Origin of the sequence: Bowmanella yangjiangensis (genome assembly GCF_018531185.1) — a bacterium.
In the GTDB taxonomy this organism is placed as follows: domain Bacteria; phylum Pseudomonadota; class Gammaproteobacteria; order Enterobacterales; family Alteromonadaceae; genus Bowmanella; species Bowmanella yangjiangensis.
Map to the genome: position 1 here is coordinate 196,481 of NZ_JAHDJU010000003.1, position 26,130 is coordinate 222,610.

Below are 26,130 nucleotides of genomic sequence, written 5' to 3' on the forward strand. Positions count from 1 at the left end.
CATCTGAGGACTAACCGGAAAATCTGTTAACAAGGGCGAGTAAATTGCGTGTCGTTAAAGCAGGGCAAGTCCAAGGTGGGATTAACTGGCTTGTTCATTACAGCTACTCATATGACGCTAGCAGGTCAAAAATCTCATTTGATAACTCAGTAAATGCACTGTGAATAGATTTTGAAAGCTTCTCAGTATTGTCAAAGTCAGGATTGGCGAGCATTACAATTTCAAAAATTGACCACTCGGGCATTGAATCTTTGTTTACCCATTTCTCACCCTTCAATTTATTCCAAAAATTAACTTGAATATCCCTTGTTTGCCCGAGCAGCCAAAGTTCAAAACGCGCCTTTTGATGATTAAGTACAATAGCCAGCTTGAGTTTGTGCTTTTTCAGGTACTCGTTTTGCAAATAAAAGTATGTAAAGTCAATGTACCCATGCAGCACATTAGCAACTGAAAACTCACCTTTATAAGTTTTATGGCATTCCGTTCTTAAACCTTGAACTATCCCAACTAGGCGTTGATAAGTCTTCTGAATTTCTCCGCTAGCGAATACCTTTTTATAGGCAGGTATTCGAGCATTTAAACTTTCACCTAGCACTTTAGTATCCTCAGAAACGCCCAAATTCAGCGGCCAGTCCGCTGCAATTTATTGTTAGCATTCTCCTTTCCTAACAAAGAAATCAAGCCTTTGCCGATCGTATGCCGCCAGCCAAGATGGGAATGTCCACCTTTATACTGATAATAATCAATCTTATAACCTTTAAGCTCCAACACATCACGCAACTGACGGTTGGTCCCTACCGAAGCTAAACCCAAATCATACAAACCTACATCAAGATAAAATTGAATATCCAGCTGTGCAGACGTTTTGTAGTCGCGCAGTAATTTACCTTCAAATTCAGGATAAATGGGCCAATTTTCTTGTTCCTGCAAGGTGTAATAAAACGAGCCTGACTGGGATAAAACCGAACCTACGATATCTGCGTGTCGAAAAGCGGTATTGGCAGCCGCAAAACCAGCCCGGCTCGGCCCGGAAACCACAATATTTTTTGGCTTTGCTGAAATATTAAAATTGGTGCGTGCCCAGCTGACTAACTCCAGCGCAACAAAGTCTGCCATTTTGTCGTTGATCAGATCCCCTGAACGATTGCCTTGGTTATGGATAAAAATAGTCACCGTGGGGCCAATTTTTTGTTGGTGGATTAAGTTATCCAGAATCGTTGGCAACGGTGTCCAGCCTTCCCATGCCGACCGCTGCATATCGGTTGCGGAGTAGTTTTGACCGTCAAACTGTAACAGCAGGTGATGCGCAACTTTTGGGTTATAACCCGCTGGCAGATAGACCTCAATCTTACGCTGTTCGCCAAGCGCTTTGCTGGCCACCATCACTTCACGCAAAGTGCCACGCGGCACATCTGGCTTACTCTTTATCAGGTCAGATAATGGTGCGGTTGGACCAATCACTACGCCATCAGCAATATGTTCCGCCGAGGTTTGTAACAAGTTTGCGGCACCTTTGATTGCCGTGACGCGGAACTCATTAATGCCATATACAAACCACGCATCGCGAGGAATTTTCTGCACACAGTAAAATACATCCGAACCAGCCAGACGCTTAAACCTTAGCCCATAAAAATCTGGCCCGCCAGACTGCATAATGTAATCGGTGTCAGCACTGCCTTTAGCAAAGTAAGTTACGGTGGCCAAGTTAGTGTCTTTCTGATCCAATTCAATCAGATGCTTTTCGGTAAGAGCGTCGTAAAACTTCAGCGCAGCATCTTTGTCTTTTTGCTGTTCTAGCCAGATTTTATAAAGTGTATCCGTTGGATATTCAGATTTGGCAATTTTTTCTTGGTCTGATGTTGCTTCTACATTCGTCATAAAGGTCAACAACAATAGCGAAACTAAAAAAAACTTGTTCATTAACATTCCTAGTTCATTGCGCGTATTCTGGGGGTGGTCTTACCCAAAACACGGGCCGAAATGGAAGCGCGAAGCGCTGGAATGGAGGTCCGGCCCCGAAGGGGCTAACGTGGTTGTGATTGTTATATGTTGACCAGCCATGCTGAACCTATGAAACAAACCAAAGAGATTAAAACTCCTATAAACGGTATTTTGAACCAGTATTTTTTGGCGAGAATTAAATAAGATATGCTAACAATTACAGGAAGTAGAGAAAACCATAGAGAATTTTGGATTAATTCAAAATGGTAAATACCTAGAGGAATATATATGGCCGCCAACAGCATTACACCTAAACTATGACTAGCATTAAAGCCTACCCAAGCACGCCACATCGTTGTTTCTTTAGTAAGTCTCGGCGAAGAGCCTTCCATAGCCGCAGCTACGGATGGATCATATGGACTAAACTTCTCGGTAAAAAACGTATAGAGCAAATGTATAGTGCCAAGCACACCGAATATTGAAACGCCGATAATTAATAATATTTGACTCATTATCTCTCACTGATTTGACACTGGTCTTACCCACAAACGCGAGCAACTTGTTGCGAGTCCAGCGGCCGCAGTCCACCGCGTTACTTAGCTACCCATTACTCTTAATATCCAGTCACGGTAATTTGACACCCTAACTTGATAAGCAACAGTTCCATACAAGCCACCTTTAAAAGTGGATATGTCACCATGCCCCAATTGCCAACTTGATAAACCTACCAGAAATGGGGTGCCATCTTGAAATATAACAGATGCCCCACCACTATCTCCTGAACCATGCATACCCTCAAGTGGTAAAGCATTTTCTGGTTTGTTGAACGTGAATGCTATCCAGTTACTTTCTGCGATTTGAACAATATTTTGAAACTGGTTCATTACACGAAGTGGCTTAGTAGAAAGATCTTCGCCGGTTAATCCATTACCTGTAGCTCCCCTGCCAAATACCGTAATTATTTCGCCTACTTCATTTTCACCCGTATATATATTGATTGGATTTACATCAATTACAGGTGAAGTTAACTTGATTAGAGCAATATCACTTCTAGATTTAAAAAAGCTCATTAAAGGCGCTAAATCGCCTTTCAATAAATTTTTGCCAGGCTCAGTATAATCAGGGTGTATATGAACCTTTTCTATTTGGTAAGTCTTCGAGCCTATTTTTAAGTTTTTACCAACATAATCATAAAAAATAGTATGTGCGACCGTCACAACCCAATGCTGGGCGATTAGAACACCATGGCCTTCATGCGGCATATCAATAAGGTACTCAGGTCCTTTTTCTAAAACATACTTTTCGGGAGGGATATCGTGCCTCTTCACCACAGCATTAGTGCAGAGCGAAAAGAAACACAAAAATAAGAAGAACAAGATTTTCATATAACGACCATATTTCCCGAGGAGTAGCTAACGCTTTAAACAGCGGAAAACACGAGCGCAGCGAGAAATAGTCCCGCTGACTTGGCTTGTTATAAGCACAGCTGTTGCCCACTATTTACATAGTTGACTATTGAGGGCACCGTATAATTCTTAAGATAGTCAACACCGCACCCACTCTTGCACTGGTAAGTTATAGAAATGGCCGCATCGCCACCACTATGAATGGTTTCATAGAATCCTAAAATCACCATGTGATCTTGTTTGTCGCTTTTTTCAAATTTGGTCTTTGTAATAAATATTGGTGTTGAGTTGAAGCTATATTGCACCAATGTTGCTACAGGAAACCACTTGTCATCTATGACCTGAGGAAAAGATAACCCGACATTTTCGTCAGTTGGACGAACCAAAGTAAAGCCGAGACAAAAGGCCTCTTGAGGTGTAAGGCTTATATCTGAAATAGTTGGTGAAGCGTTTGCTATTTGTGAAAGCAACAGCAAAAAAATAAAAATCTTACGCATAACTATCCCTGAGCTTATAACGCCTTACTTATGGGCGCATAAATGCTTGGCTAAAATCAGCGAAGAATGAGCGCAGGCCAAGCGTTTTGCATCCATTTTTTAAGGCGCTTGTTATATTTCGTTTTTTAGCAATTAATTGAGGCATAGTAAATGTCGTTTTTTTTAGTTTTATTGAACCTAAACTCTTTTATCTCTATAGCCTGACCATTTAACAGTATGCTGCCAGAATTGAAAATGATAGAAAATGAATTTAATGATTCTGATTTAGCTGGATAAATAATGTGGTGCCATTCCATATGATAGGGCCAATTGCTACGAGGCTCGTAGTAGGTCTTGTTTGCCTCTAAAGCTAAAACTACACCTTCGTTGAGTGATGAAAAAAGCTCAATTTTACTGGTGTTAATAATTACGTTTTTCTCCTTACTTTGAACTAGCACTGTTACTTGTAGGTCTTCTCCTTCTTTGTAGTGCGGTGTAACACTTAGTTCGAAATTTTCATATTCTCGGAGAAGAGAGTCATTCTTTGCGGCATTGTAGCCGCAGCTTGAAGATGAACGAGGCGTGCCATCTTCTGGGTTGGGCTCAAAGTACGTTCGTGAGGTTGGATATACCGCACATCCAGTTAGCCAGAGTAGAGTAAAGAGATAAATTAGCGGCTTTCGTAACATTCGAGATCCTAAGATATATAACGCCCGCCACAAACGCGAGCAGCGTGTTGCGAGCCGAGCCGCGAAGCGGCGTTTTGATGGCGCTTGTTAGCATGAATTTCACATTACGAAAACGGATTCCAAGCTTTAAATTTTGCTGTTGGGCGACCGACTTTTTCCCACTTATTGTATAACTCAATCAGATGTTCGTAACCAGTTTCATGGCTATGCTTTTTAGTAACAGTCCATTCACTATTAGGTTTGCCTAGAATTAAAGCTTCGACAGCTTTTTTTAATGGGTGGTGCAAATAATCATAAACTAAACTCTCGATTAGTATCTCTTGTTCAACTCCAATTGCTAAAGAGTCAAAAAAGTTTAATACCGTATAGACATCAGGAGCATCAACTTTCATATCAATTAGGTCAAAGTTATTCTTATAAGTTACTTTGTTTTGGATGTTTTTTAATGATGTTCTTAGCTCGTTGTTTTTTTCAAAGTCCTTTATAAAGTTCATAGTGAAAAATTTGGTTTCATTATAATTAAGTAAGCGCAGTTGAGTATAAGCAACAAATAATATACCCGCAGTCAATATTGTTGTTATATGTTGAGAAGTTATATTATTTAACCATTCCATTTTTATCTCCTTATTAGTGGTATATCTAGATGCACCTTATTCATGCTAACGCTTTGCTAATGGGCTGCCGCAGCGTAGCGTAGGCAGTCCCGTGGAGGCCACGCTTTTTGTGGCCGGAACGAAATTTAGCAACTTGTTATACGTATACACTACTTAACCAATTGCTCTTCGGGCACACCAACTATCCGCTTTATGCCACCATAACTATCAAATTTGGTTTTAACAATTTTCTGCTCTGACAATTTATGCGGTACATCAATGTACAAATAATAGGTATACGTACCGTGGGCGTTGGAATGCAAGTACAACTCCGTGCCTTTTGGTATTACACCGCGCCCATCCTTCGAATCTACTAGCAACTCTTCGTTCACTAGATAGGCATTAGTTGAACTATAGAAAAAAATGGTTTTAAACATTACACCAGCAGTGAAAGCGACAATGCAGCAAACAAATCCGACAATATATTTCATGAATGCACGCCTAGCCTCGACTGTACGTATAACAGCTTATTACTGTGAATTCGCGTTATACCGCACAGTGAAAGACGCCAAGAAGTCACAGTTTCCATTGATTTTTCCCATACTAACAACACCTTAGCAAAGCTTGCTAGCTCTTTTAGCGCCCCCACATTTGGGAAAGCGAGAATTGGGATTTATATAGGTCTCTATATGTCCAAACCCTTGGATATAAATGTCATAAAATTCAACAGTATGTAGCCAGTCAAAATGGGCAAAGCGAGACACTGGCTGCGCGAAACCGAGAATAAAAAGTGGCAACTGAAAATTAGTTCACTCATTTTTAGTGATATCGCTCTCTCTACATTACGCAAACGGTTGACCTAAGGGATGATTACTCCCCTCTTCGTGTTCTTCTGATCTTCGTGGTGAGAAAACAAAAATTCAAATCAACACGGAGGACAACGAAATACACGAAGGGTTAATAGCTACCACCGTATATCTAAGCTTTTGATTCTCTGAATGTTATCTGAAGGCTTAGTGGTTGAGCAGTTACAGATAAAAAGGGTCATATCCAAATTAGATCACTCATATCTTAGTAATATCGCTCTCTCGACATTAAGCAAACGGTTGATTTAAGGGAGGATTACCCCTTCGTGCTATTCTGATCTTCGTGGTAAATACGCTTTTAGCCTGACAGCCAGAAATCGATAACTACCACTCCCCTGCCTTAACCCGATCAGACTCCCTCGCCTCAACCCAGTGTGCGCCTTGCTGGGTATGTTCCTTTTTCCAAAAAGGTGCGCGGGTTTTCAGCTGGTCCATTAAGAATTCGCAGGCGGCAAAAGCGCTGCCACGGTGTTTGCTGGTAACACCCACAAACACAATTTGCTCGCCTAAGTTAAGTTTTCCTACCCGGTGAATTAGCCGGACTCGGCCCAAGTGCCAGCGCTGTCGCGCCTCATCCACCAATTCACTAAGGGCTTTGCTTGTCATAGCCGGATAATGCTCAAGTTCCAGGGCTTGCACCTGTCGGCTCAGATTGTTATCCCGCACTAAGCCGACAAAATGCACCACGGCCCCATCACTTTGGTTATTCGCGGTTAGTGCCTGATATTCAGCGGCCAGATCGAAGTCCTGCTGTTGCACTGAAATATGCTCTTGCTCTGGCGCTTTAGTCATTTGTATTTTGCTCATATCAACTTACTGATTAACCTAAGCTCAGCCACCGGTAACGGGCGGGAAAAAGGCCACTTCGTCGCCGCTGTTAAGGGTGCAATCTTCATTGACCAGGGTTTGATTAACCGCCACCAGGGCTTTATCCGAGGCTAAAAATTCCTGCCAGCGCTGGCCTTTTTGCGCCAGTTGCGCTCGAAGTTCAGCAATATTGCTGACATTGGCTTCCAACTCCAGGCTGGCGCAGTCCAGCACTTCACGAAGTTGAGCGAAAAACAATACCTTAATCATGCCAGTTCCCCTGCTTGCCAATGGCCGGTCTTACCGCCTTGCTTTTCTAAAACCCGTATCCCTTCGATCACCATGGCCGGATCCACCGCTTTACACATATCAAACAGGGTCAATGCCGCCACACTCACGGCAGTCAGGGCTTCCATTTCCACCCCGGTTTGGCCCGCTAGCTTACACATGGCAATGACTCTGACCCGGCTTTGCTGGGGCTCTGCTTCAAAATCCAGTTGCACTTTGGAAAGCATCAAGGGATGACATAAGGGGATCAAACTGGCGGTTTGCTTGGCGGCCTGAATACCGGCGATACGCGCCACGGCAAACACATCGCCTTTGGCATGTTCACCGCTACTTATCATCTGCAAGGTACGCGCTGACATGCGAATATAGCCTTCGGCCCAGGCGGTGCGTTGACTAACCGCTTTGTCGGTAACATCCACCATGCTGGCTTCACCACGACTGTTAATATGACTAAGCTGGCTCATTAGCCGCTCCTTTTTATATTGTTTCGGCGCATAGCCTAAATGCAGAATACACAGGGCTTGAAGCGATGTTTTCAGCCGCCTAACATAGCAAGATGGCGGGTTGCCCCGGTATAGCCTTTATCCAACCAGTGGCTAGCATCTTTTTGCCCAAGTAAGTCGCGTAAACGCTGCTGAAGAGCGGCCACATCTCCGGCTTGCATCAAGGGCCGTATATCCAATCCTTGCTCGGCAAATAAACATAAATGCAACTTACCTAGTGCAGATACCCGCAAGCGGTTACAACTGGCACAGAAGTCTTTACTGTAAGGCATAATCAGACCAATTCGCCCGGCATAGTCAGGGTGCCAAAATTCTTCAGCCGGCCCCGCAGTACTGGCCCTGACCACAGGTTGCCAGCCTTGCTCAAGCAGTTGCTGTTTAATCGGCTGACCAGACACATGGTTGTCATTAAAAAAGCGTTGGTTGTCGCCGGTTTGCATCAGTTCGATAAATCGCAGGGTGAGCGGCGTGCTTTTCAGCCAGTGTAAGAAGCCGTGTAACTGACCTTCGCTATAAGGTTTAAGTAAAACCGCGTTCACTTTGACCTTCAAATCTAAGGCTGCAGCCTGTTCCAGCCCGGCTAAAATATCGCGCAATTTATCGTGGCCGGTAATGGCAGCGAATTGTCGAGGGTCCAGGCTGTCAATACTGACATTCAGTGACGTCAACCCGGCTTGCTGCCAGCTTTGCACTTTGGATTGCAGTTGAAAGCCGTTGGTGGTCAGTGCCACTTCATCAATACCGGCTGTATTGGCACACAAGGCGATTATGTCGGCGAGATCTTTTCGCAGCGAAGGCTCGCCGCCAGTAACGCGAATCTTACGCGTGCCCAGGCCCGCAAACGCCTGTGCTAAGGTGTGTATTTCATTTGTAGCCAGAAAATCACGATCACTGTCACACTGATAACCATCAGGCAGGCAATAGTTGCACCTGAAGTTACAAACATCAGTAATAGACAGCCGCAAGTAACGAAACCTGCGCCCGTATCTGTCAATGAGCTTATTGTCGTCCTGCATTTTACCTTTCCAAACATGGGAGGCTGCTTGATTTCTCGCACAACCCTGGCAGGCACATGACCTGCGGCCAAAGAATCATGCCAAAAGGTGTAGACTCAGAGGCTCGGTATTATCCTAGACCTGCATTCTAGAGGTCTTCTTTCGCTCAGCATAGCGCAAAGATTTTTACATTAGCCATAAAGTGAATAACGCCGCGCGGGCCATGGTGGAATATCTGCGGTAAATAGCATTAGGACCAGAAAAGAAGGCCCGGGTCCTCACACAAACCCGGGCCTTATTGCAAGAGCATCAGGCACACTGCCTGCTTATTGTTCCCCGTAGGCAAATGCCTTAGGAAAGGTGGCGGTATCTTATTTTAATGTCGGCTTAGCCGTTCTTGTTATTGTTGTTTTGTGTGGACATAGGCCACATACCCTCCTGGCAAGTCCGCTCATCGCATCCAGCGATAGAATTGTACCGTTCCACCTGTTGCGCTTTAGAGTTAGCAGACTTAGTGCCAAGATTTATTTTTATTTAAATTCAATGCGTTAACGGATTGAAAGAATATAGCATGCCAAACACGCTGTTCATTAAGGTGCAGGATTGCCCCAGGTTTGTGCAGGCAAACGTCCGGGTCAAAGAAATGCGGAACAGACCCCGGATTTTCCGAGCTACGGCTATCTAAAGTGTTGTTTTGTTGCTTAAACGAAAATTCATCCTCAGGCCTTGCTGGCTGTGGTATAACAACGCCCCGATGATATGCAGTCGCAGACGATGAACCTTAGTCACGAGATCCGCCAACTTACCAAACTTGCTTGGCCATTATTGATTGCCCAGGTTACCCAAACCTTGATGGGCGTTTCCGATACCATTATGGCTGGCCGTGTGTCTGCCACCGATATGGCGGCCGTAGCTATTGCTGCCAGTGTGGTTATGCCGCTGCTGTTTTTCCTGCAGGGAATTATCTTAGCACTGCCACCTATTGTGTCGCGCCTGAACGGGGCAAAGAAGTTTGACGAGATCCCGGAGAAAGGTCAGCAAACCTTGTGGCTGGCGTTAATGCTCTCCGCGCCCCTGGCGCTGGCCGCATTTTTTGTGCCCAGCCTGCACGGCAAATTGGGCATGGAGCCAGAGCTTCAGCGCATTACCCTGGAATACATTCAATACCTGCTGTTTGGCGCCCCCTGCTTTGCTGTATATCAGGTGTTTCGTCAATATTGTGAAGGGCTGTCTGTTACCCGTCCCAGTATGGTGATTATGGGTATCGGCCTGCTGGTGAATATCCCGGCTAACTACATTTTTATCTATGGCGAGTTTGGCGTGCCAGCCTTTGGTGGTGCGGGCTGTGGTATTGCTACCTCGCTGGTGTTTGCCGCCATGATGTTAAGCACCTGGCTGTACCATCACTTTGCGCCTTCTATGCGGCGTTTTCATATGTTCCAACAATGGTATGCACCGCGCTTTAATGAAATTGCCGAGATCTTAAAGCTGGGCGTGCCTATTGCCATGACCATTCTCTTTGAGGTGTCCTTGTTTGCTGTGGTGGCGCTGCTACTGGCACCTTATGGAGCCACTGTGGTGGCGGCTCACCAAGTTGCCTTGAACTTCTCCTCTTTGATGTTTATGGCGCCATTAAGCATTGGCCTGGCGCTCGCCATCAGGGTCGGGCATTTACTCGGCGAAGACCAACCGGATAACGCCAAACGCGCGGTACAAGGTGCCTGGCTGGTCGGTATTTGTTCGGCTACCCTTACCGCATCTGTGTCTTTCTTGCTGCGTTATCAAATCTCCGGCCTCTATACCGCCGACCAACAGGTAGTAAAAATGGCAGCGGATTTGATGTTTTTGGCCGCCCTGTTCCAATTCTCTGACGCGATCCAGGTAATTTCAGGCTGCGCCTTAAGAGGCTATAAAGATGCCAAGGCCATGTTCTATATCAGCTTTGTGTCTTATTGGGTGATTGGTCTAAGTACCGGCTGTATTCTCGGGTTGACGGACTGGATAGTACCGGCAATGGCCGCGACTGGGTTCTGGATCGGCTTTATTGTCGGTCTGACATCAGCCGCCATCTTACTGGGCTGGCGCCTTGCTTATATTCAGCGGGCGCAGAAACAACAGCTCGCGGTGTAAAGGCACCTCTGGTTGGTTTGATACACAAAGGAGCGCAACATGCACTATCTGCTAATCTATACCGTTGCCGACGACTATTTAGCGCGTCGCCCTATGTATCGTGACGCCCATATTCAGTTGGCTAAAGCAGCCAGTGCACGAGGTGAATTGCTGGCTGGCGGCGCACTAAGCGCGCCCACCGACCAAGCGATGCTATTATTCAAGGCTGAATCAGCCGAGACCGTTGACGACTTTGCCCGTCAAGACCCTTACGTCCAGTCTGGACTGGTGACGTCCTGGCAAGTGCGTCCCTGGAACATCGTGATAGGTGCCGGTTTACCGGCAATTAGCTTCGATTAACGCCGGGCTTGCTCACAAACCCGGCACATCCCTTACGGGTTTTTCACTACATCCACGAAGTACTCTTCCACCCCGTTGACCTGTTCGCGCACTAAACCATGCACGTCAGTTTCAAAGCCGGGGAAGCGGCGATTAAATTCACGCACAAACTTCAAATAGTTCACTATGGTTTTGTTGTACCGCTCGCCAGGAATAAGCAGTGGGATCCCCGGTGGATAAGGGGTGACCAGCATAGCGGTGATCCGCCCTTCCAGCTCGTCAATAGACACCCGCTCTACATTACGATGGGCCATATGCGACCAGGCATCGGCAGGTGTCATGGCCGGAATAAAGTCAGATAAATACATATCTTTGGTAATTCGGGCCACATCAAACTCTTTGTAAACCTGATGGATTTGCTGGCAAAGATCCTTCAGACCGACCCGCTCGTAGCGAGGATGCTTAGCAGCAAACTCCGGCATTACGCGCCAAAGTGGCAGGTTTTGGTCATGATCATCTTTAAACTGCTGCAATTCCGTAACCATGGAGTTCCAACGACCTTTGGTAATGCCGATGGTAAACATAATAAAGAAGGAATACAGGCCGGTCTTTTCAATGATGATGTTATGTTCGGCCAGGTAGCGGGTCACAATCGCGGCCGGAATACCAAATTCATCAAAGCGCCCGTCCATATCCAATCCGGGGGTGATAATAGTCGCCTTGATGGGGTCAAGCATATTAAAGCCGGTGGCAATATTGCCGAAACCGTGCCATTCATCAGACTCTTTAATAACCCAATCTTCCTGCTTTGGCTCACCGTCGCCTGGCAGTTCATCCGGCCCCCACACCTTAAACCACCAGTCTTCACCAAACTCGTCATCCACCTGACGCATGGCATGGCGAAAATCTATGGCTTCGGTAAGTGACTCCTGCACCAGGGTGCGCCCCCCCGGCGGCTCCATCATAGCCGCTGCCACATCGCAAGAAGCGATAATGGCATATTGCGGACTGGTGGAAGAATGCATCAGATAGGATTCATTAAAGCGGTGTTTATCCAGCTTACGGGTATCGCTGTCCTGCACCAGAATTTGTGAGGCCTGAGAAAGGCCAGCCAGCAACTTATGGGTGGACTGCGTAGCGAACACTAGTGGATCGCTGGAACGAGGACGGTCCTGAGCAATCGCATGCATATTATGATAAAGCTCATGGAAGGCCGCATGCGGCAGCCAAGCCTCATCAAAGTGCAACGTATCAATAGCGTCGCCCAGTACGTCTTTAATTTCTTCAACATTGTAAACAATGCCGTCATAGGTGCTTTGGGTGATAGTCAGAATTCTGGGCTTCTTGTTGGCCGCATTCCGGGCAAATGGGTTAGCGGCAATCTTCTTGGCGATGGTTTCAGGCAAAAATTCTGACTTAGGAATGGGCCCGATAATGCCGTAATGGTTGCGGGTGGGCATTAAAAACACCGGAATGGCGCCCGTCATGATGATCGAATGCAGAATCGACTTATGGCAGTTTCTGTCCACCACCACAATATCCCCTGGTGCGACAGTACTGTGCCAGACAATCTTGTTGGAGGTTGAGGTGCCGTTAGTCACAAAGAACAAATGGTCGCAGCCAAAGATTCTGGCAGCGTTCTGCTCACTGTCCGCTACCGGGCCAGTGTGATCAAGCAGTTGGCCCAGTTCGTCTACCGAGTTACAAACATCGGCGCGCAGCATATTCTCACCAAAAAACTGATGGAACATTTGCCCGACGGGGCTTTTCAAAAACGCCACTCCCCCGGAATGTCCGGGGCAGTGCCAGGAATAGGAGCTGTCGCTGGCGTACTCCATCAGAGCATTAAAGAAAGGCGGCGCCAGGGCGTTCAGGTATTTTTTCGCCTCTCGAATGATATGCCTGGCCACAAACTCCGGCGTATCTTCGAACATATGAATAAAACCGTGTAGCTCGCGCAGAATATCATTGGAAAAATGTCGTGCGGTTTTGGTTTCACCATACAAAAAGATGGGAATATGCGCATTATGGCGGCGAACTTCGCGGATAAAGCGCTTTATCGCCATCAAGGCTTTAGCCACAGTTTCATCCGTACCGTCTTCGAATTCTTCATCATCAATAGACACAATAAAACAGGACGCCCGGCTGGATTGCTGGGCAAAGGAGGTTAAATCTCCATAGCTGGTAAAGCCCACCACTTCCATACCTTCTTTATCAATGGCGGTAGCCAGGTCACGAATAGCAGAGCCGGAGATATTTTCAGAACGAAAATCTTCATCAATGATGACAATAGGAAAACGAAACTTCATCGAAGATCCAAGGACAATAAATGATGCTGCCCAGTATAGCCTTGTCTGCGGCTTTTACAGATAGCTTGCGGGTAAGTATTTAATAAATTTGCATAAAAACACGACGAGCAGACAGCTAAAAAGCCTGGAAAAACCGCAACACCCGACGCATCAGGCATCTCAACACCTTCTTCGAGACAAGCTAAAACTCCACGACAAGCCTGTCTGTTTTTTATACACAAAAATAACCCACCCCAAAGAAGAAAATATATCCTTTTGATTTAAAAGATAATTATTCATGGCTCAAGATTTGCTTGAACGAGCGTACCAACTAGCAGTGAAAAATAAGGTTGGTCATAACCCTTCAAGGAGAAATTAATGATTCCAATTAATCATCCAAGCAAACTGGGTATCGGACTTGTCGCTTATCTGATTCTTCACTCATCACTGGCCATGGCCGACTTCATTCCTTTTGAGATAAGAGGTACCCCTATCATCAATGACAGCGGCACGCAGGTTGAATTCATCATTGATAACCCAGGTGACAAGGCTGCACTGGGCTCCAATGATATTAATGGTGCCACACTGGGTCAGATTACCAACCTCAGCATAGACAGATTGGACGATGTAACACGCTTTGCCCCAGGGAGTGGCCCGGCAACCGGCCCATACCTTAACTTCTGGATTACCGACGGGTTGGGAAACTTTGCGGTGGTGGCCAATGAACCGTCCAATCCGGCATTTCAGGCGCTTTATAATGATGGTTACTCACTGAACTTCGCCGATTTGAGTGATAAAGCCGCTAAGCTGTATGAAAATGCCGATATGACGTGGCTTCCCAACAACGGTATCGGCTTGACCTTTGCCGACCTCGCCAGCTTTACCATACAAGCGCCAACCGTCGCTGAGCTTTTGGCAGGTTGGGCCGGCTTGGGTTCTGGTGCACCGCGCGAACTGTTAACCAACATGGCTTATGGTGTGAATTGGGTGTTTGGTGACACCCTGGCAAACTATGTATCAGGCGATGACGGTTATATTGTGGCAAATGCCCGGGCAGCAGCGGGTATACCTGAGCCTGCGACCTGGCTGGTGTTTTTAGCAGGTATCGCGTCGATACAGAGATTGAGACGAAAAAGCTAGAATGAACCAAAGTCAGAGGGGACCATATGGTCCCCTCTTATTCTCTAGCCTTCGCGAATGCGGCATGCTTGCTTAGCAAAGCTCCACAGCCATGGCCGTGGCTTCACCGCCGCCAATACACAAAGAGGCCATACCGCGTTTCAGGCCGCGGTTTTTCATAGCGTGGATCAAGGTCACCAGAATACGGGCACCAGAAGCACCTATGGGATGGCCCAGGGCGCATGCACCGCCATTCACGTTAACCTTGGCTTCATCCAGATCCAACTGACGGATAGCCAGCATGGTGACCATGGCAAAGGCTTCATTGATTTCGAACAGGTCCACATCACCAGCCTGCCAGCCCAGTTTATCCAGCAGTTTTTGCATAGCGCCAACCGGGGCAACAGTAAAATTCTCCGGCTCAATGGAATGCGTGCTGTGACCTAAAATACGCGCCAGAGGCTTATACCCCTGAGCCAGCGCGTCAGATTCACGCATGACCACCAGGGCCGCCGCACCATCAGAAATAGAGCTGGAGTTGGCCGCAGTGATAGTGCCGTCCTTTTTGAAGGCTGGCCTTAAATTGGGGATTTTTTCCGGCATTGCATTGCCCGGCCCTTCGTCCTGGCTGACCTCAACCTCCCCTTTACGGGTGCTGACAGTCACGGCACAGATTTCATTGGCAAAGGCACCAGACTCAATAGCCAGTTTGGCTTTTGAAAGCGAAGATAAGGCGAAGGCGTCCATTTTTTCTCGGGTCAGATCTTCTTTATCTGCTGTATCCTGGGCAAAGCACCCCATCGCCTTACCATCATAGGCATTTTCCAGGCCGTCCAGCATCATATGATCCAGTACCTGACCATGCCCCATGCGGTAACCACTGCGCGCTTTAGGCAACAGGTAAGGTGCGTTGCTCATGCTTTCCATACCACCAGCAACAGCGGTGTTGATGGAACCCGCTTTGATCAGGTCATGCGCCAGCATCACTGCCTTCATTCCCGAGCCACAAACCTTATTGATGGTAGTTACGCCGGCTGACAGAGGCAATCCCGCTTTTATCGCCGCCTGACGAGCTGGTGACTGGCCAAGGCCTGCTGGCAGTACGCAGCCCATAATCACTTCGTCTACCTGCACACCGTTCACTTCGCCCACCGCTGCGGCGATAGCCTTTGCGCCCAGTTCAGTGGCACTGAGTGACGACAAGCTGCCCACAAAGCCGCCCATTGGCGTGCGCTGGGCCGCGACTATTACGATTGAATCCTGACTCATATCGGTTCCTCTTATATTGGGTACAAGGTCAGCGCTGACCATCTGCGGTTCAGTTTACTGTAGACAATGGCATGGCGACCATAGACCTAACGTACAGCATATTGAACAGTTCACCTCAGATGCGGCCTTAGCAAATCGGCATCTTCGACACGGGGTTGTTGACGCCTTGTTAGTGTTACTTTACCTTTAGGTTAACTTACAGCTTACGTAAACGTAAAGTAGCATGACCACGACGACCACATACAGTATTGGCGAACTGGCAAAAGAATTTGACATTACCCCTCGCTCTATCCGTTTTTATGAAGAGCAAGGCCTGCTGGAGCCTGAGCGTAATGGCCAGGTACGCATCTACCACAATAAGGACCGGGTGCGCCTGAAGTTAATTCTGCGCGGTAAGCGACTGGGCTTTTCCCTGGCAGAAACCAAAACCCTGTTTAACCTTTACGACAGCGATCAGAATTCAAAATCTCAGAACCAGCTAGTACTGGAAATGATTACCGACAAGCGTGCGGTGCTAAACCAACAATTAGAAGATATCCGCATGCTGATGACTGAACTGGATGATCTAGAAGAGCGTTGCCGCGCCGAGCTGGAACAACAATTAAGAGGAAAACTCGCATGAATGCCCCCTACCCTACATTGAACTTCGATCTCGGTGAAGAAATCGACATGCTCAGAGAGCATGTATATGCCTTTGCCCAAGGTGAAATTGCCCCGCTGGCCACCAAGGCCGACGAAGATAACGCGTTTCCCAATGAACTGTGGCCCAAGTTCGGTGATATGGGCTTACTGGGTGTTACTGTTTCCGAGCAATATGGCGGTGCGGATATGGGCTATCTGGCCCATGTGGTGGCCATGGAAGAGATCAGCCGGGCCAGTGCCGGTATTGCCCTGAGCTACGGTGCTCATTCTAACCTTTGCGTAAATCAGATCTATAAAAACGGCAATGATGCCCAGCGCGAACAATATCTGCCCAAACTGGTTAGTGGTGAGCATATTGGCGCCCTGGCGATGAGCGAACCCAATGCGGGCTCTGATGTGGTTAGCATGAAGCTGCGCGCCGAGAAAAAAGGCGACCGCTATATCTTAAACGGCAACAAAATGTGGATCACTAATGGTCCGGATGCCAATACCTATGTGATTTACGCTAAAACCGATGTCAGTGCCGGCCCCAAGGGCATTACGGCCTTTATTGTGGAACGCGGCACGCCGGGTTTTAGCCAGGCGCAAAAGCTCGACAAATTGGGCATGCGCTCATCCAATACCTGCGAGCTGGTGTTTGAAGATTGCGAAGTGCCAGCGCAAAACATTCTGGGTGTGGAAGGCGGCGGCGTAAAAGTGCTGATGAGCGGTCTGGATTACGAACGTTTGGTGCTGTCAGGCGGCCCCCTTGGCATTATGCAAGCCTGTATGGATCTGGTGGTGCCTTATATTCACGACCGTAAACAGTTTGGCCAAAGTATTGGTGAATTCCAATTAGTGCAAGGCAAAGTGGCGGATATGTACACCCAGATGAACGCCGCGCGCGCCTACGTATATACCGTCGCCAAAGCCTGTGACAGAGGCGAAACAACTCGTAAGGATGCCGCGGGTGCTATTCTCTATGCAGCGGAGTTAGCCACCAAAATGGCGCTGGATGCCATTCAGCTTTTGGGCGGCAACGGCTATATCAACGAGTTCCCAGCGGGCCGTTTATTACGCGACGCCAAGCTGTATGAAATTGGTGCCGGCACATCGGAAATTCGCCGTATGCTGATTGGTCGCGAACTCTTTAAGGAATCCGCTTAAGCAGTCGTCAGTCTGTTCGAATTGCCTGGCTGAAGACCATCTGCCAGGCACTTACTGATTATCTGCCAACTATTTAGCAGGAGAGGCTAGATGCCCCGGATTGAATCAAAGATAAACACAAAGAGCCAGGAATTTGCCGCTAACGTCGCACATATGCAGGCTCAGGTTAATGATCTGCGCGAGAAAGTCGCCCAGATCCGCCAGGGTGGTGGCGAGCAAGCCAATAAACGCCATACAGATCGCGGAAAATTACTACCCAGAGAGCGTATCAACGCCTTGCTTGACCCAGGCGCACCTTTTTTAGAACTCTCCCAGTTAGCCGCCTGGCAGGTCTACGAAGACTATGTCCCGGCAGCCGGGTTGATTGCCGGTATTGGCCGGGTCAGCGGCGTGGAATGCATGGTGGTGGCCAATGATGCCACGGTCAAAGGCGGTACCTACTATCCATTGACAGTTAAAAAGCACCTGCGCGCGCAGACTATTGCCGAGCAGAATAATCTGCCCTGTATTTACCTGGTAGACAGCGGCGGTGCTAACCTGCCCCGCCAGGATGATGTGTTCCCCGATCGTGAACACTTCGGCCGGATTTTCTATAACCAGGCCAACATGTCTGCAGCCAATATACCGCAAATCGCGGTGGTGATGGGATCTTGTACGGCCGGTGGTGCCTATGTGCCAGCCATGGCGGATGAATCTATTATCGTAAAAGAGCAAGGCACCATCTTCCTTGGCGGCCCACCACTAGTGCGCGCTGCCACGGGTGAAGTGGTAACGGCTGAGGAATTGGGTGGCGGTGATGTACATTGCCGCACCTCAGGGGTAGCGGATTATCTGGCTAACAATGACCATCATGCTCTGAAACTGGCTCGTGATGCGGTAGCCAGATTAAATCGCACTAAGCCGGTGAGTTTGAACCTCGCGCAGCCGCAAGACCCGCTTTACGATGCCAGTGACATATACGGCATCATTCCGAAAGACAGCCGCCAGCAATACGACGTACGGGAAATTATCGCCCGTATTGTAGATGGCTCCGAATTTGATGAATTTAAGGCGCTATACGGCAGTACGCTGGTGTGTGGATTTGGACGCATCTTCGGCTATCCGGTGGGCATTGTGGCCAATAACGGGATTCTTTTTAGTGAGTCTGCGCAAAAAGGCGCGCATTTTATTGAGCTCTGTGCGCAGCGCAAGATCCCCTTGGTATTTTTACAAAACATCACGGGTTTTATGGTGGGTAAGCAGTATGAAGCCGGTGGTATTGCCAAACATGGTGCCAAGATGGTGACAGCCGTGGCCTGCGCCAAAGTACCTAAATTTACCGTGCTTATTGGTGGCAGTTTCGGTGCCGGAAACTACGGCATGTGTGGTCGTGCTTACGACCCGCGCTTTTTGTTTATGTGGCCTAACGCGCGTATTTCCGTGATGGGCGGCGAGCAAGCCGCCGGGGTATTAGCCCAGGTAAAACGCGATCAAAAAGCCCGCGAAGGTGAAACCTGGAGTCAGGAAGAAGAACAAGCCTTTAAGCAGCCCATCATTGATGACTACGAACATCAGGGCCACCCTTACTACGCCTCAGCCAGACTATGGGACGATGGCGTAATAGACCCGGCAGATACGCGTCAGGTGTTGGGGCTGAGTTTATCAGCGGCGCTTAATAAACCACTGGAGGACACCCGTTTTGGGGTGTTCCGTATGTAAGGAGGCTTGGTATGTCTGATGTACTCTACAATTTGGATGCAAGAGGTGTGGCGACCATCACCCTGAACCGTCCAGAAAAACACAATGCCTTTGACGACCAGTTAATTCGCCAGTTAACAGACCTGTTCAAACAAGCCGGTGAAGATCCCAGTGTGCGCGTTGTGGTGCTGGCCGCCAATGGCAAGAGCTTTTGTGCCGGGGCCGACGCTAACTGGATGCAGCGCATGGCCTCTTACAGTTTTGAAGAAAACGTGGCAGATGCCAAGGCGCTGGCCATGATGCTGCACACCTTAAACTTTATGCCAAAACCCACTATCGCCAAGGTGCAAGGCGCCGCATTTGGTGGCGCGGTGGGCTTGATTGCCTGTTGTGATATGGCCATTGGCAGTCGCCTGAGCAAGTTTTGCCTAAGTGAAGTTAAGCTGGGACTGATCCCCGCCACCATCAGCCCCTATGTCATTGAAGCCATGGGTAAACGGGTTGCCCGGCGTTATTTTACCACCGCCGAGGTTTTCTCGGCTCACCGGGCCAGACGTCTGGGGCTTTTGAGCGAAACAGTTACCGAAGAAGAGTTAGATCAAACGGTGGAAGACCTTATCAGCCACATTCTGCATAATAGTCCGGATGCGGTAGCCGCGGCTAAACAGCTGATTTTCGATGTGACCGAAGCTGGTGACGATGAAGAGTTAATGGAAAAGACCAGTCTTCGCATTGCCACAGTGCGCGTTTCTGAACATGGTCAGGAAGGCTTGCAAGCCTTTTTACAAAAACGCCGCCCCAACTGGTATCAGGAGTAATTTATGCTAATCAAACTGCTCATTGCCAACCGGGGTGAAATCAGCTGCCGCATTATTAAAACCGCCAAACGCATGGGGATCCATACGGTGGCGCTTTATTCGGATGCGGATGCAGACGCCCTGCATGTGCAAATGGCCGATGAAGCCGTGCATATCGGACCGTCCCCATCAAAAGACAGCTATCTTCAAGCCGAACGTATTATTGAGGTAGCGCGTAAGGTTGGGGCCGATATGATTCACCCCGGCTATGGTTTTCTGTCCGAAAATGCCAACTTTGCCCGCCTGTGTGAAGACAACCAAATTGTGTTTGTTGGCCCGCCGGTAGCGGCTATTGACGCCATGGGTTCAAAATCGGCGGCGAAAAAGATTATGGAAGCTGCCGGTGTGCCACTGGTTCCCGGCTATCATGGTGAAGACCAGTCGCCCGCCCTGCTCAAACAGCACGCCGATGACATGGGCTACCCGGTATTGCTAAAAGCCGCCGCTGGCGGTGGTGGCAAAGGTATGCGCCAGGTACACAGCAGCGCTGAATTTGAACAAGCATTGGCAGCCGCCAAGCGCGAAGCCATGGCCAGCTTTAATGATGAAGTTATGCTGGTGGAAAAGTACCTGACCCAACCGCGCCATGTGGAGATTCAGGTTTTCTGCGATATGCATGGCAACGGCGTGTACTTATTCGAGCGCGACTGCTCGGTGCAGCGCCGTCACCAAAAAGTCATTGAAGAGGCCCCTGCTCCTGGCATGAGCGACACGCTACGTAGCCAGATGGGCGAAGCCGCCTTGAAAGCCGCAGCCGCCATAGGTTATGTGGGTGCGGGCACGGTAGAGTTTTTATTGGATACCGACGGCAGCTTCTACTTTATGGAGATGAATACCCGGCTACAGGTTGAGCATCCGGTTACCGAGATGATCAGCGGTCAGGATTTGGTGGAATGGCAGTTAAGAGTTGCCAGCGGCGAAGAACTGCCATTGAGCCAGGACGAGCTGCAAATCAATGGCCACGCCTTTGAAGCTCGCATATATGCTGAAGATCCAGACAACGAATTCTTACCTGCTACGGGGACGCTGAATTTCCTGCAGCCGCCGGAAGAGTCGGACTACGTGCGGGTAGACACTGGCGTGCGCCAGGGCGACAAGGTCTCAGTCTACTACGACCCTATGATAGCCAAGCTTATCGTGTGGGATGAAGACAGACCCAAAGCACTACGCCGTTTGGTAAAAGCGTTATCCGAGTACCGGGTCAAAGGTGTTACCACCAATATTGATTTTCTATACAACCTGGCCAATACCAAGGCATTTAAGCAAGCACAGCTGGACACAGCCTTTATCGACAAGCATCAAAGCGAGATTTTTTTGCAAAATGAAAGCGATCTTGCCAGTTTGCTGCCCTTGGCCGCGCTCTATATTGTCCTCAATCAGGAGCAAGGCCGACAGTCATTAAGTCAGAACAGTCAGGACCCTTTCAGCCCCTGGCAAAATCTGACTGCATGGCGGGCTAATGCCAACTATGTGCAAGGGCTGGACATTCAAATACACGACCAGGTGCATGCGGTTCAGGTGTCACGCTTAAATAGCGGTGCACAAGCCAGTTATCAAATCACCGGCCAGGGTTTTAATGTGCAGTGCCAGGGCCACATTCACGACGATGTGCTGACCGCCGTGATTGACGGACACCGCCAGAAGATCACTATTAGTCACGCCGCTGAAGCTGAGCAAGGTTGCTCGCTATATACCCAACATAGCGCCCTGCACTTTAAACAACAGCTACCGGATCTGGGCCTATTGGATGCTGACGCCCACGGTGGCGGTCTAACGGCCCCGATGAACGGCACCATAGTTAATCTGATGGTAAGCCCCGGAGACCAGGTAGAAAAAGGCCAGGTGCTGGTGATTATGGAAGCCATGAAAATGGAACACAGCCTCAAAGCACCGTCGGCAGGAAAAGTGATTGAGTTTTTCTATCAAAGTGGCGAACTGGTAGACGGCGGCGCAGAACTATTGAGTTTTGAAGCAGCCGAACGTTAAGGATAGAAGGCGCCAGCTTCTGAAAGGAAGACTGGCGCCCTAAAAGAGAAAGCAAGTGAACAACATCCAGTATCCAAGCAAAGTCAGAATTGTCGATGTGGGGCCAAGAGACGGCTTGCAAAACGAATCTGCCAGCATTGCCCTTGAAGATAAAATCGCCTTAGTGCAAAACCTGGCGAGTGCAGGCCTCGGCATGATTGAAACCGGCAGTTTTGTGTCTCCCAAATGGGTACCGCAAATGGCCGACAGCAGCGCGGTCTTCAGCAGCATTTCGCGAAAACCCGGTGTGGTTTATTCGGCGCTAACCCCCAATATGCAAGGCTTTGAGGCTGCGCTCGCGGCGGGTGCCGACGAAGTGGCGATATTTGCTGCTGCCTCAGAAAGCTTCAGCCAGAAGAATATCAACTGCAGCATAGAAGAAAGCCTGGCCCGCTTTTCGCCCATTATGGCAGTTGCGAAACTAAAGGGGATCCGAGTACGCGGCTATGTATCCTGCGTGCTTGGCTGCCCTTATGAAGGTGATATCTCCCCACAAAGTGTACTGGCAGTGTCACAGAAATTGCTGGACATGGGCTGCTATGAAGTGTCTTTAGGCGACACCATTGGTGTAGGTACGCCGGCTAAAACCGCTGCCCTGCTCAAGCTATTGCTAAGCCATCTGCCAGCTGAAAAATTGGCGGTACACTTTCACGACACCTATGGTCAGGCGCTAGCCAATATTCTGGTGGCCCTGCAACAGGGGATCGCCGTGGTAGATAGCTCGGTGGCAGGATTAGGGGGTTGTCCTTATGCCAAAGGCGCATCAGGCAATGTAGCCAGTGAAGATGTGGTATATATGCTGCACGGTATGGGCATAGATACCGGCATCAACCTGGATGCGCTGGTTGATGCCGGACATGCCATCATGCAGGCATTGGGACGGGAAAATCAGTCCAAAGTAGCCAAAGCGATTCTGGCAAAACGCGCTTAATCCGCTTTTACCCGCTCAAAACGGGCCAGAGGCGCCATTCTGGCCTTATTCAGACTCAGGCTGTCATTGCTACCCATAGTGTAATTGTCAGCCTTTTCCAGCACTTGCATAAACTGGCTTTCAAGCTGCATGTTTGGACAGGCCATCATAGTTGCCCCTAGTTTGCCAAAATGAATGGATAACCCCTCCACTTCAACCTGTCCAAAGAAACGGTTACAACCAGCGAAACCACTCACTTTACCTTCTTCGCTAAAGTCCAAGTATGGCGCTTTTTCAGTTTGAACGGGCTGCCCAGCTAATTCAGTTAGCTGCCATTGGCCAGCTAAATGATTTTTTTTTGGTGCACTATCTACCGACTGCTGCACACCAAGACCACAAGCGCTCAACGCCAGGCAAACAAAAATAATCCCGACTCGGGTACTAAGCATTGTCTTTCCTTACATTAGTTTTTAAAACATTCTGCATTGCGGCATGATAATAATGCACAATATTATTCAACTATGGTCATTTTTTATGTGGCAATATATCTTGTAAGCCACGTCAGACAAGGAGTCTGTGCGCAGACTGGAAACTTATTAAATCACATACTTTTAAAAGTATAAATCCGCCATTTAAATATACTCGAGTCTCTTATTTTTAAACAGATTATCTCCTACCACCAATTGTTCACTTTACGAGCACCCCAAGAAATACACCAATAATGATATAACTAACGCACCTCTTGAACCACACACTACCAAGCGTAAAGTTCAATGGCTATGTCTTTGTTTAAAATACAAATAATTTCAAAAATGTGGCAGAGAACGCCGATTTATGACGTAACAAAAAATGTTGATATAAGTAACAAACCTGTATATTTTCATGGTAAGGAAGTATGTTAATTTACCGTAGTGACTGCAATTTCAGGGATAGATTAGGTAATAAACATTTTTTATCCCCAACAGACTGTTTTTATGAATAAAAAGTTAAACGTTTTTTAAAACAGGCCGATAGATATCATGCATCCCAGAATCCAAGTCATTCTATGGGTGTGATAATTATCAGATAACCTTTAGGAATCACGAAAATGAGTAAACTTTCTAAAATTGCAAAAGGCCTTAGCGCAGCGATGCTGTTGTCTGCTGTTGGTGCAGTGCAAGCTGAAACTGTATCAGTTCCAGCCACTGTATCTGTCGACAACACCATTGGTTTCGCTTTGACCGGCACACTTGACTTCGGCACAGTTCGCGCTACACCAGATTCTACGTCAGATGAATGTTCAGGCATTGTAATGCCTGCAAACCCTGCGTCTTCAATTTCGGCTTATGCTCCAGGCGCTGGTGCACCTTGTATCACTGGTGCTGGTGATTCAGAAATTCAATCTGTTGGCGGTACACCCACTCGCCCACAGTTTGACATCACTGGTGTTGCCGCTTTTGCAACGCTGAATGTAAATGTACCCAGTGCAGCCGTTAACCTGACCACTACAGCGCCAGCTGGCTCTCCTGGTTTTCAATTGATCGACTTCACTGCTTATAAGTCTTCAGGTACTCCAGGCGCCATCTCCCTGACTGCCGGTGCAGGTACCATTTCAGTTGACGGTACAGGGGCAGCCACCTTCACTGTTGGTGCAACTCTGATTACCGATCCTACTGCATACACTTTGACTACGGCTACTTATGAAAATGCTGCTTATAACGGTAGCTTTGATGTTTCAGTAACTTATTGATCCATCAGACCGGTCTGATTACCATATGCAATTATCTGCTAGGGTTTCAGGCCGGTTTTTTATGTTCAGATGGGTAGGATTGGCAAGTTGCCTGATATGCACTTTAGCAAATGCAGATCTATTAATTGATACACCATTCACTTTTGGTCGGCTTGCAATTTCAGATAACAGTCAGGTTAGCAGTACAACGTTGGCAAGAAACGGCAACCAGTCTTATACCGGTCGTTTGTTAGTGATAGAGAAAGGCACGCCAGGTACCTACACGCTAACCGAACTGCCCCCTTTTACTTCGTTTTCACTGACCCCTTCATTACCTGCTTATTCTTCGGTGGCAATACCTGGCTCAGCACAGTTTGTAATTACGGCGTTGGATATACCACCTACAGTTAAAGCTGATATAAACGGCGATGCGCAGTTTACTATAGGCGGAACACTAACAACGTCGGGAAATGGCCAGCCTTATCTTGGCCCCGCGGATTATCAAATAATGTTGGATATAGAGATATCTTACTAACAATGCTTTTGAGGACACTAATGACGAATTCTAAAGGCCTTAAACTGTGTTTGCTGATACTGACCTCTTTCTGGTCATCTTTGGTGTTTGCCAACCTGCTAATCTATCCGACACGAGTGAGCTTTGATGAATCAACCAGAGCCGCGCAAATCAGCCTGACCAACACAAGCAAGACAGTAAACACCTATAGACTTGAGTGGTTAGAGAAAGTCGCTAATCCAGCAGGCGGCTATATTGATGTAGCAGACGCCGAGCAATCGGGCCTGTCTATTGCAAGCAGTATGGTCAGATTTTCTCCACGTCAGGTGACCTTGAAGCCGGGCGAACGACAAATGATCAAACTCATGTTAAGAAGACCTGCCCAGCTAGCGGAGGGCGAATATCGCTCGCACTTGAATTTTAAGGCGCTTCCCCCACCAAAGGATGAAAATAAAGATAACGCCACCAGCATGCAAATAAACATGTTAGTAAGTTTTGCAATTCCAGTCACCGTCAGGCAAGGGCAACTAGAATACCAATTGAACATTGACCAAGCCGAACTCTATTATGACTCCACCTCACAAGTCGGGGCTGTAGTTTTGCAGATAGCACGGAGTGGACGTAACTCAGTATTAGGAAACTGGACGGTTTATTGGAAGCCTGATGGCGGCACCGAAGTCCCTATCGCGAAATCCAATGAAGCCAATGCCTGGCCCGACAATGACAAGTTTATTATCCAGCCGACATGGATGGCAGAGCGTTTTGTTTCGGCTAATGGCCAGCTTCGAGTCGAATACAAAGGTGTCAGAGAGTTTGACGGTAAAGTCTTTATAGATCAAAGTATAAGAATTAATAAGGCAGCTATTAAGCCCTTACCCACTAACCAATAACAACATCAGGGTAAAAGCGAATCGTGTGGTTCGATAAAAATAACAAGTTGTCGGGCGTCTTGTGCTCCGCTAC

The 26,130-nt window shown here is 48.0% G+C and carries 27 protein-coding genes and 1 riboswitch; of the genes, 12 read left to right on the forward strand and 15 right to left on the reverse strand.

Annotation, left to right across the window (positions count from 1 at the left end; translation table 11 throughout):
• Positions 1-103: 103 nt before the first annotated feature.
• From KJY73_RS16505 to moaA, 12 genes are all read right to left on the reverse strand, one after another.
• Positions 104-595 carry a DUF7000 family protein gene (locus tag KJY73_RS16505; RefSeq protein WP_214344828.1) on the reverse strand — a complete coding sequence of 164 codons (492 nt, stop codon included), beginning with the start codon at positions 593-595 and terminating at the stop codon, positions 104-106.
• A gap of 26 nt (positions 596-621) precedes the next feature.
• Entirely contained in the window at positions 622-1,920 is a 1,299-nt protein-coding gene (locus KJY73_RS16510; RefSeq protein WP_214344829.1) for an alpha/beta hydrolase, read from the reverse strand.
• Between the two features lie 122 nt (positions 1,921-2,042).
• Entirely contained in the window at positions 2,043-2,453 is a 411-nt protein-coding gene (locus KJY73_RS16515) for an LIC_13387 family protein (protein ID WP_214344830.1), read from the reverse strand.
• Positions 2,454-2,537: 84 nt separating this feature from the next.
• Positions 2,538-3,326: a trypsin-like serine protease gene (locus KJY73_RS16520; RefSeq protein WP_214344831.1), complete on the reverse strand. Its 789-nt coding sequence runs from the start codon at positions 3,324-3,326 to the stop codon at positions 2,538-2,540.
• Between the two features lie 89 nt (positions 3,327-3,415).
• Positions 3,416-3,844 (reverse strand): hypothetical protein, encoded by a 429-nt coding sequence (locus tag KJY73_RS16525; protein WP_214344832.1) that lies wholly within the window; start codon positions 3,842-3,844, stop codon positions 3,416-3,418.
• A gap of 125 nt (positions 3,845-3,969) precedes the next feature.
• Positions 3,970-4,512, reverse strand: a complete 543-nt coding sequence (locus KJY73_RS16530) for a hypothetical protein (protein WP_214344833.1) — start codon at positions 4,510-4,512, stop codon at positions 3,970-3,972.
• A 104-nt stretch (positions 4,513-4,616) separates the two neighbouring features.
• The gene (locus KJY73_RS16535) at positions 4,617-5,126 is read right to left on the reverse strand and encodes a DUF4760 domain-containing protein (RefSeq protein ID WP_214344834.1); all 510 of its coding nucleotides are present in this window, start codon (positions 5,124-5,126) and stop codon (positions 4,617-4,619) included.
• Positions 5,127-5,275: 149 nt separating this feature from the next.
• The gene (locus KJY73_RS16540; protein ID WP_214344835.1) at positions 5,276-5,596 is read right to left on the reverse strand and encodes a hypothetical protein; all 321 of its coding nucleotides are present in this window, start codon (positions 5,594-5,596) and stop codon (positions 5,276-5,278) included.
• A gap of 699 nt (positions 5,597-6,295) precedes the next feature.
• Positions 6,296-6,778 carry a molybdopterin synthase catalytic subunit MoaE gene (moaE, locus tag KJY73_RS16545; protein ID WP_232848712.1) on the reverse strand — a complete coding sequence of 161 codons (483 nt, stop codon included), beginning with the start codon at positions 6,776-6,778 and terminating at the stop codon, positions 6,296-6,298.
• Between the two features lie 24 nt (positions 6,779-6,802).
• Entirely contained in the window at positions 6,803-7,048 is a 246-nt protein-coding gene (gene moaD / locus KJY73_RS16550) for a molybdopterin synthase sulfur carrier subunit (protein ID WP_214344836.1), read from the reverse strand.
• The gene (moaC, locus tag KJY73_RS16555) at positions 7,045-7,530 is read right to left on the reverse strand and encodes a cyclic pyranopterin monophosphate synthase MoaC (RefSeq protein ID WP_214344837.1); all 486 of its coding nucleotides are present in this window, start codon (positions 7,528-7,530) and stop codon (positions 7,045-7,047) included. The genes moaD and moaC overlap by 4 nt, the downstream gene beginning before the upstream one ends.
• A 71-nt stretch (positions 7,531-7,601) precedes the next feature.
• Positions 7,602-8,585, reverse strand: a complete 984-nt coding sequence (moaA, locus tag KJY73_RS16560; RefSeq protein ID WP_214344838.1) for a GTP 3',8-cyclase MoaA — start codon at positions 8,583-8,585, stop codon at positions 7,602-7,604.
• Positions 8,572-8,706, reverse strand: a riboswitch (molybdenum cofactor riboswitch). Its footprint overlaps the gene before it by 14 nt.
• A 632-nt stretch (positions 8,707-9,338) precedes the next feature.
• On the opposite strand from moaA, the gene KJY73_RS16565 reads away from it, so the two are divergent.
• A complete protein-coding gene (locus KJY73_RS16565) occupies positions 9,339-10,694 on the forward strand; it encodes an MATE family efflux transporter (protein WP_214344839.1) in 1,356 nt (451 codons plus the stop codon).
• A 39-nt stretch (positions 10,695-10,733) separates the two neighbouring features.
• Entirely contained in the window at positions 10,734-11,033 is a 300-nt protein-coding gene (locus KJY73_RS16570) for a YciI-like protein (protein ID WP_214344840.1), read from the forward strand.
• Positions 11,034-11,065: 32 nt separating this feature from the next.
• Here the strand turns inward: KJY73_RS16570 and KJY73_RS16575 are convergent, their stop codons facing one another.
• Complete coding sequence (locus KJY73_RS16575) at positions 11,066-13,321, reverse strand: Orn/Lys/Arg family decarboxylase (protein ID WP_214344841.1); 2,256 nt, start codon at positions 13,319-13,321, stop codon at positions 11,066-11,068.
• Between the two features lie 357 nt (positions 13,322-13,678).
• On the opposite strand from KJY73_RS16575, the gene KJY73_RS16580 reads away from it, so the two are divergent.
• A complete protein-coding gene (locus KJY73_RS16580; protein WP_214344842.1) occupies positions 13,679-14,440 on the forward strand; it encodes a PEP-CTERM sorting domain-containing protein in 762 nt (253 codons plus the stop codon).
• Between the two features lie 72 nt (positions 14,441-14,512).
• On the opposite strand, the gene KJY73_RS16585 is transcribed toward KJY73_RS16580, so the two are convergent.
• A complete protein-coding gene (locus KJY73_RS16585) occupies positions 14,513-15,688 on the reverse strand; it encodes an acetyl-CoA C-acyltransferase (RefSeq protein WP_214344843.1) in 1,176 nt (391 codons plus the stop codon).
• Positions 15,689-15,911: 223 nt separating this feature from the next.
• On the opposite strand from KJY73_RS16585, the gene KJY73_RS16590 reads away from it, so the two are divergent.
• The 6 genes from KJY73_RS16590 (at position 15,912) to KJY73_RS16615 (ending at position 22,966) form a co-directional block, all read left to right on the forward strand.
• The gene (locus tag KJY73_RS16590) at positions 15,912-16,310 is read left to right on the forward strand and encodes a MerR family transcriptional regulator (RefSeq protein WP_214344844.1); all 399 of its coding nucleotides are present in this window, start codon (positions 15,912-15,914) and stop codon (positions 16,308-16,310) included.
• On the forward strand, positions 16,307-17,476 hold the full coding sequence (locus tag KJY73_RS16595) for an isovaleryl-CoA dehydrogenase (protein WP_214344845.1): 1,170 nt from the start codon (positions 16,307-16,309) through the stop codon (positions 17,474-17,476). The genes KJY73_RS16590 and KJY73_RS16595 overlap by 4 nt, the downstream gene beginning before the upstream one ends.
• Positions 17,477-17,566: 90 nt before the next feature.
• On the forward strand, positions 17,567-19,174 hold the full coding sequence (locus KJY73_RS16600) for a carboxyl transferase domain-containing protein (RefSeq protein ID WP_214344846.1): 1,608 nt from the start codon (positions 17,567-17,569) through the stop codon (positions 19,172-19,174).
• Positions 19,175-19,185: 11 nt separating this feature from the next.
• The gene (locus KJY73_RS16605) at positions 19,186-19,971 is read left to right on the forward strand and encodes an enoyl-CoA hydratase/isomerase family protein (RefSeq protein WP_214344847.1); all 786 of its coding nucleotides are present in this window, start codon (positions 19,186-19,188) and stop codon (positions 19,969-19,971) included.
• Positions 19,972-19,974: 3 nt separating this feature from the next.
• Entirely contained in the window at positions 19,975-21,996 is a 2,022-nt protein-coding gene (locus tag KJY73_RS16610; protein ID WP_214344848.1) for an acetyl-CoA carboxylase biotin carboxylase subunit, read from the forward strand.
• 55 nt (positions 21,997-22,051) lie between these two features.
• Positions 22,052-22,966 (forward strand): hydroxymethylglutaryl-CoA lyase, encoded by a 915-nt coding sequence (locus tag KJY73_RS16615; protein WP_332874220.1) that lies wholly within the window; start codon positions 22,052-22,054, stop codon positions 22,964-22,966.
• Here the strand turns inward: KJY73_RS16615 and KJY73_RS16620 are convergent.
• Positions 22,963-23,394 carry an META domain-containing protein gene (locus KJY73_RS16620; RefSeq protein WP_214344849.1) on the reverse strand — a complete coding sequence of 144 codons (432 nt, stop codon included), beginning with the start codon at positions 23,392-23,394 and terminating at the stop codon, positions 22,963-22,965. The two genes, KJY73_RS16615 and KJY73_RS16620, sit on opposite strands and share 4 nt — an antisense overlap.
• A gap of 638 nt (positions 23,395-24,032) precedes the next feature.
• Between KJY73_RS16620 and KJY73_RS16625 the strand changes: the two genes are divergently transcribed.
• From KJY73_RS16625 to KJY73_RS16635, 3 genes are all read left to right on the forward strand, one after another.
• Positions 24,033-24,674, forward strand: a complete 642-nt coding sequence (locus KJY73_RS16625; protein WP_214344850.1) for a hypothetical protein — start codon at positions 24,033-24,035, stop codon at positions 24,672-24,674.
• Between the two features lie 61 nt (positions 24,675-24,735).
• Positions 24,736-25,188, forward strand: a complete 453-nt coding sequence (locus tag KJY73_RS16630; RefSeq protein ID WP_214344851.1) for a DUF4402 domain-containing protein — start codon at positions 24,736-24,738, stop codon at positions 25,186-25,188.
• Between the two features lie 20 nt (positions 25,189-25,208).
• Complete coding sequence (locus tag KJY73_RS16635) at positions 25,209-26,057, forward strand: fimbrial biogenesis chaperone (RefSeq protein ID WP_214344852.1); 849 nt, start codon at positions 25,209-25,211, stop codon at positions 26,055-26,057.
• Positions 26,058-26,130: the final 73 nt, after the last annotated feature.

Excerpts from the sequence above, each read along its gene's own strand:
- KJY73_RS16630 (WP_214344851.1), top strand. The coding sequence starts at position 24,736 with ATGTTCAGATGGGTAGGATTGGCAAGTTGCCTGATATGCACTTTAGCA.
- moaC (WP_214344837.1), bottom strand. The coding sequence starts at position 7,530 with ATGAGCCAGCTTAGTCATATTAACAGTCGTGGTGAAGCCAGCATGGTG.
- KJY73_RS16635 (WP_214344852.1), top strand. The coding sequence starts at position 25,209 with ATGACGAATTCTAAAGGCCTTAAACTGTGTTTGCTGATACTGACCTCT.
- KJY73_RS16520 (WP_214344831.1), bottom strand. The coding sequence starts at position 3,326 with ATGAAAATCTTGTTCTTCTTATTTTTGTGTTTCTTTTCGCTCTGCACT.
- KJY73_RS16540 (WP_214344835.1), bottom strand. The coding sequence starts at position 5,596 with ATGAAATATATTGTCGGATTTGTTTGCTGCATTGTCGCTTTCACTGCT.
- moaE (WP_232848712.1), bottom strand. The coding sequence starts at position 6,778 with ATGAGCAAAATACAAATGACTAAAGCGCCAGAGCAAGAGCATATTTCA.
- KJY73_RS16575 (WP_214344841.1), bottom strand. The coding sequence starts at position 13,321 with ATGAAGTTTCGTTTTCCTATTGTCATCATTGATGAAGATTTTCGTTCT.
- KJY73_RS16625 (WP_214344850.1), top strand. The coding sequence starts at position 24,033 with ATGAGTAAACTTTCTAAAATTGCAAAAGGCCTTAGCGCAGCGATGCTG.
- KJY73_RS16515 (WP_214344830.1), bottom strand. The coding sequence starts at position 2,453 with ATGAGTCAAATATTATTAATTATCGGCGTTTCAATATTCGGTGTGCTT.
- moaD (WP_214344836.1), bottom strand. The coding sequence starts at position 7,048 with ATGATTAAGGTATTGTTTTTCGCTCAACTTCGTGAAGTGCTGGACTGC.
- KJY73_RS16600 (WP_214344846.1), top strand. The coding sequence starts at position 17,567 with ATGCCCCGGATTGAATCAAAGATAAACACAAAGAGCCAGGAATTTGCC.
- KJY73_RS16530 (WP_214344833.1), bottom strand. The coding sequence starts at position 4,512 with ATGTTACGAAAGCCGCTAATTTATCTCTTTACTCTACTCTGGCTAACT.
- KJY73_RS16585 (WP_214344843.1), bottom strand. The coding sequence starts at position 15,688 with ATGAGTCAGGATTCAATCGTAATAGTCGCGGCCCAGCGCACGCCAATG.
- KJY73_RS16620 (WP_214344849.1), bottom strand. The coding sequence starts at position 23,394 with ATGCTTAGTACCCGAGTCGGGATTATTTTTGTTTGCCTGGCGTTGAGC.
- KJY73_RS16510 (WP_214344829.1), bottom strand. The coding sequence starts at position 1,920 with ATGAACAAGTTTTTTTTAGTTTCGCTATTGTTGTTGACCTTTATGACG.
- KJY73_RS16570 (WP_214344840.1), top strand. The coding sequence starts at position 10,734 with ATGCACTATCTGCTAATCTATACCGTTGCCGACGACTATTTAGCGCGT.
- KJY73_RS16610 (WP_214344848.1), top strand. The coding sequence starts at position 19,975 with ATGCTAATCAAACTGCTCATTGCCAACCGGGGTGAAATCAGCTGCCGC.
- KJY73_RS16590 (WP_214344844.1), top strand. The coding sequence starts at position 15,912 with ATGACCACGACGACCACATACAGTATTGGCGAACTGGCAAAAGAATTT.
- KJY73_RS16580 (WP_214344842.1), top strand. The coding sequence starts at position 13,679 with ATGATTCCAATTAATCATCCAAGCAAACTGGGTATCGGACTTGTCGCT.
- KJY73_RS16595 (WP_214344845.1), top strand. The coding sequence starts at position 16,307 with ATGAATGCCCCCTACCCTACATTGAACTTCGATCTCGGTGAAGAAATC.
- moaA (WP_214344838.1), bottom strand. The coding sequence starts at position 8,585 with ATGCAGGACGACAATAAGCTCATTGACAGATACGGGCGCAGGTTTCGT.
- KJY73_RS16565 (WP_214344839.1), top strand. The coding sequence starts at position 9,339 with ATGAACCTTAGTCACGAGATCCGCCAACTTACCAAACTTGCTTGGCCA.
- KJY73_RS16525 (WP_214344832.1), bottom strand. The coding sequence starts at position 3,844 with ATGCGTAAGATTTTTATTTTTTTGCTGTTGCTTTCACAAATAGCAAAC.
- KJY73_RS16605 (WP_214344847.1), top strand. The coding sequence starts at position 19,186 with ATGTCTGATGTACTCTACAATTTGGATGCAAGAGGTGTGGCGACCATC.
- KJY73_RS16535 (WP_214344834.1), bottom strand. The coding sequence starts at position 5,126 with ATGGAATGGTTAAATAATATAACTTCTCAACATATAACAACAATATTG.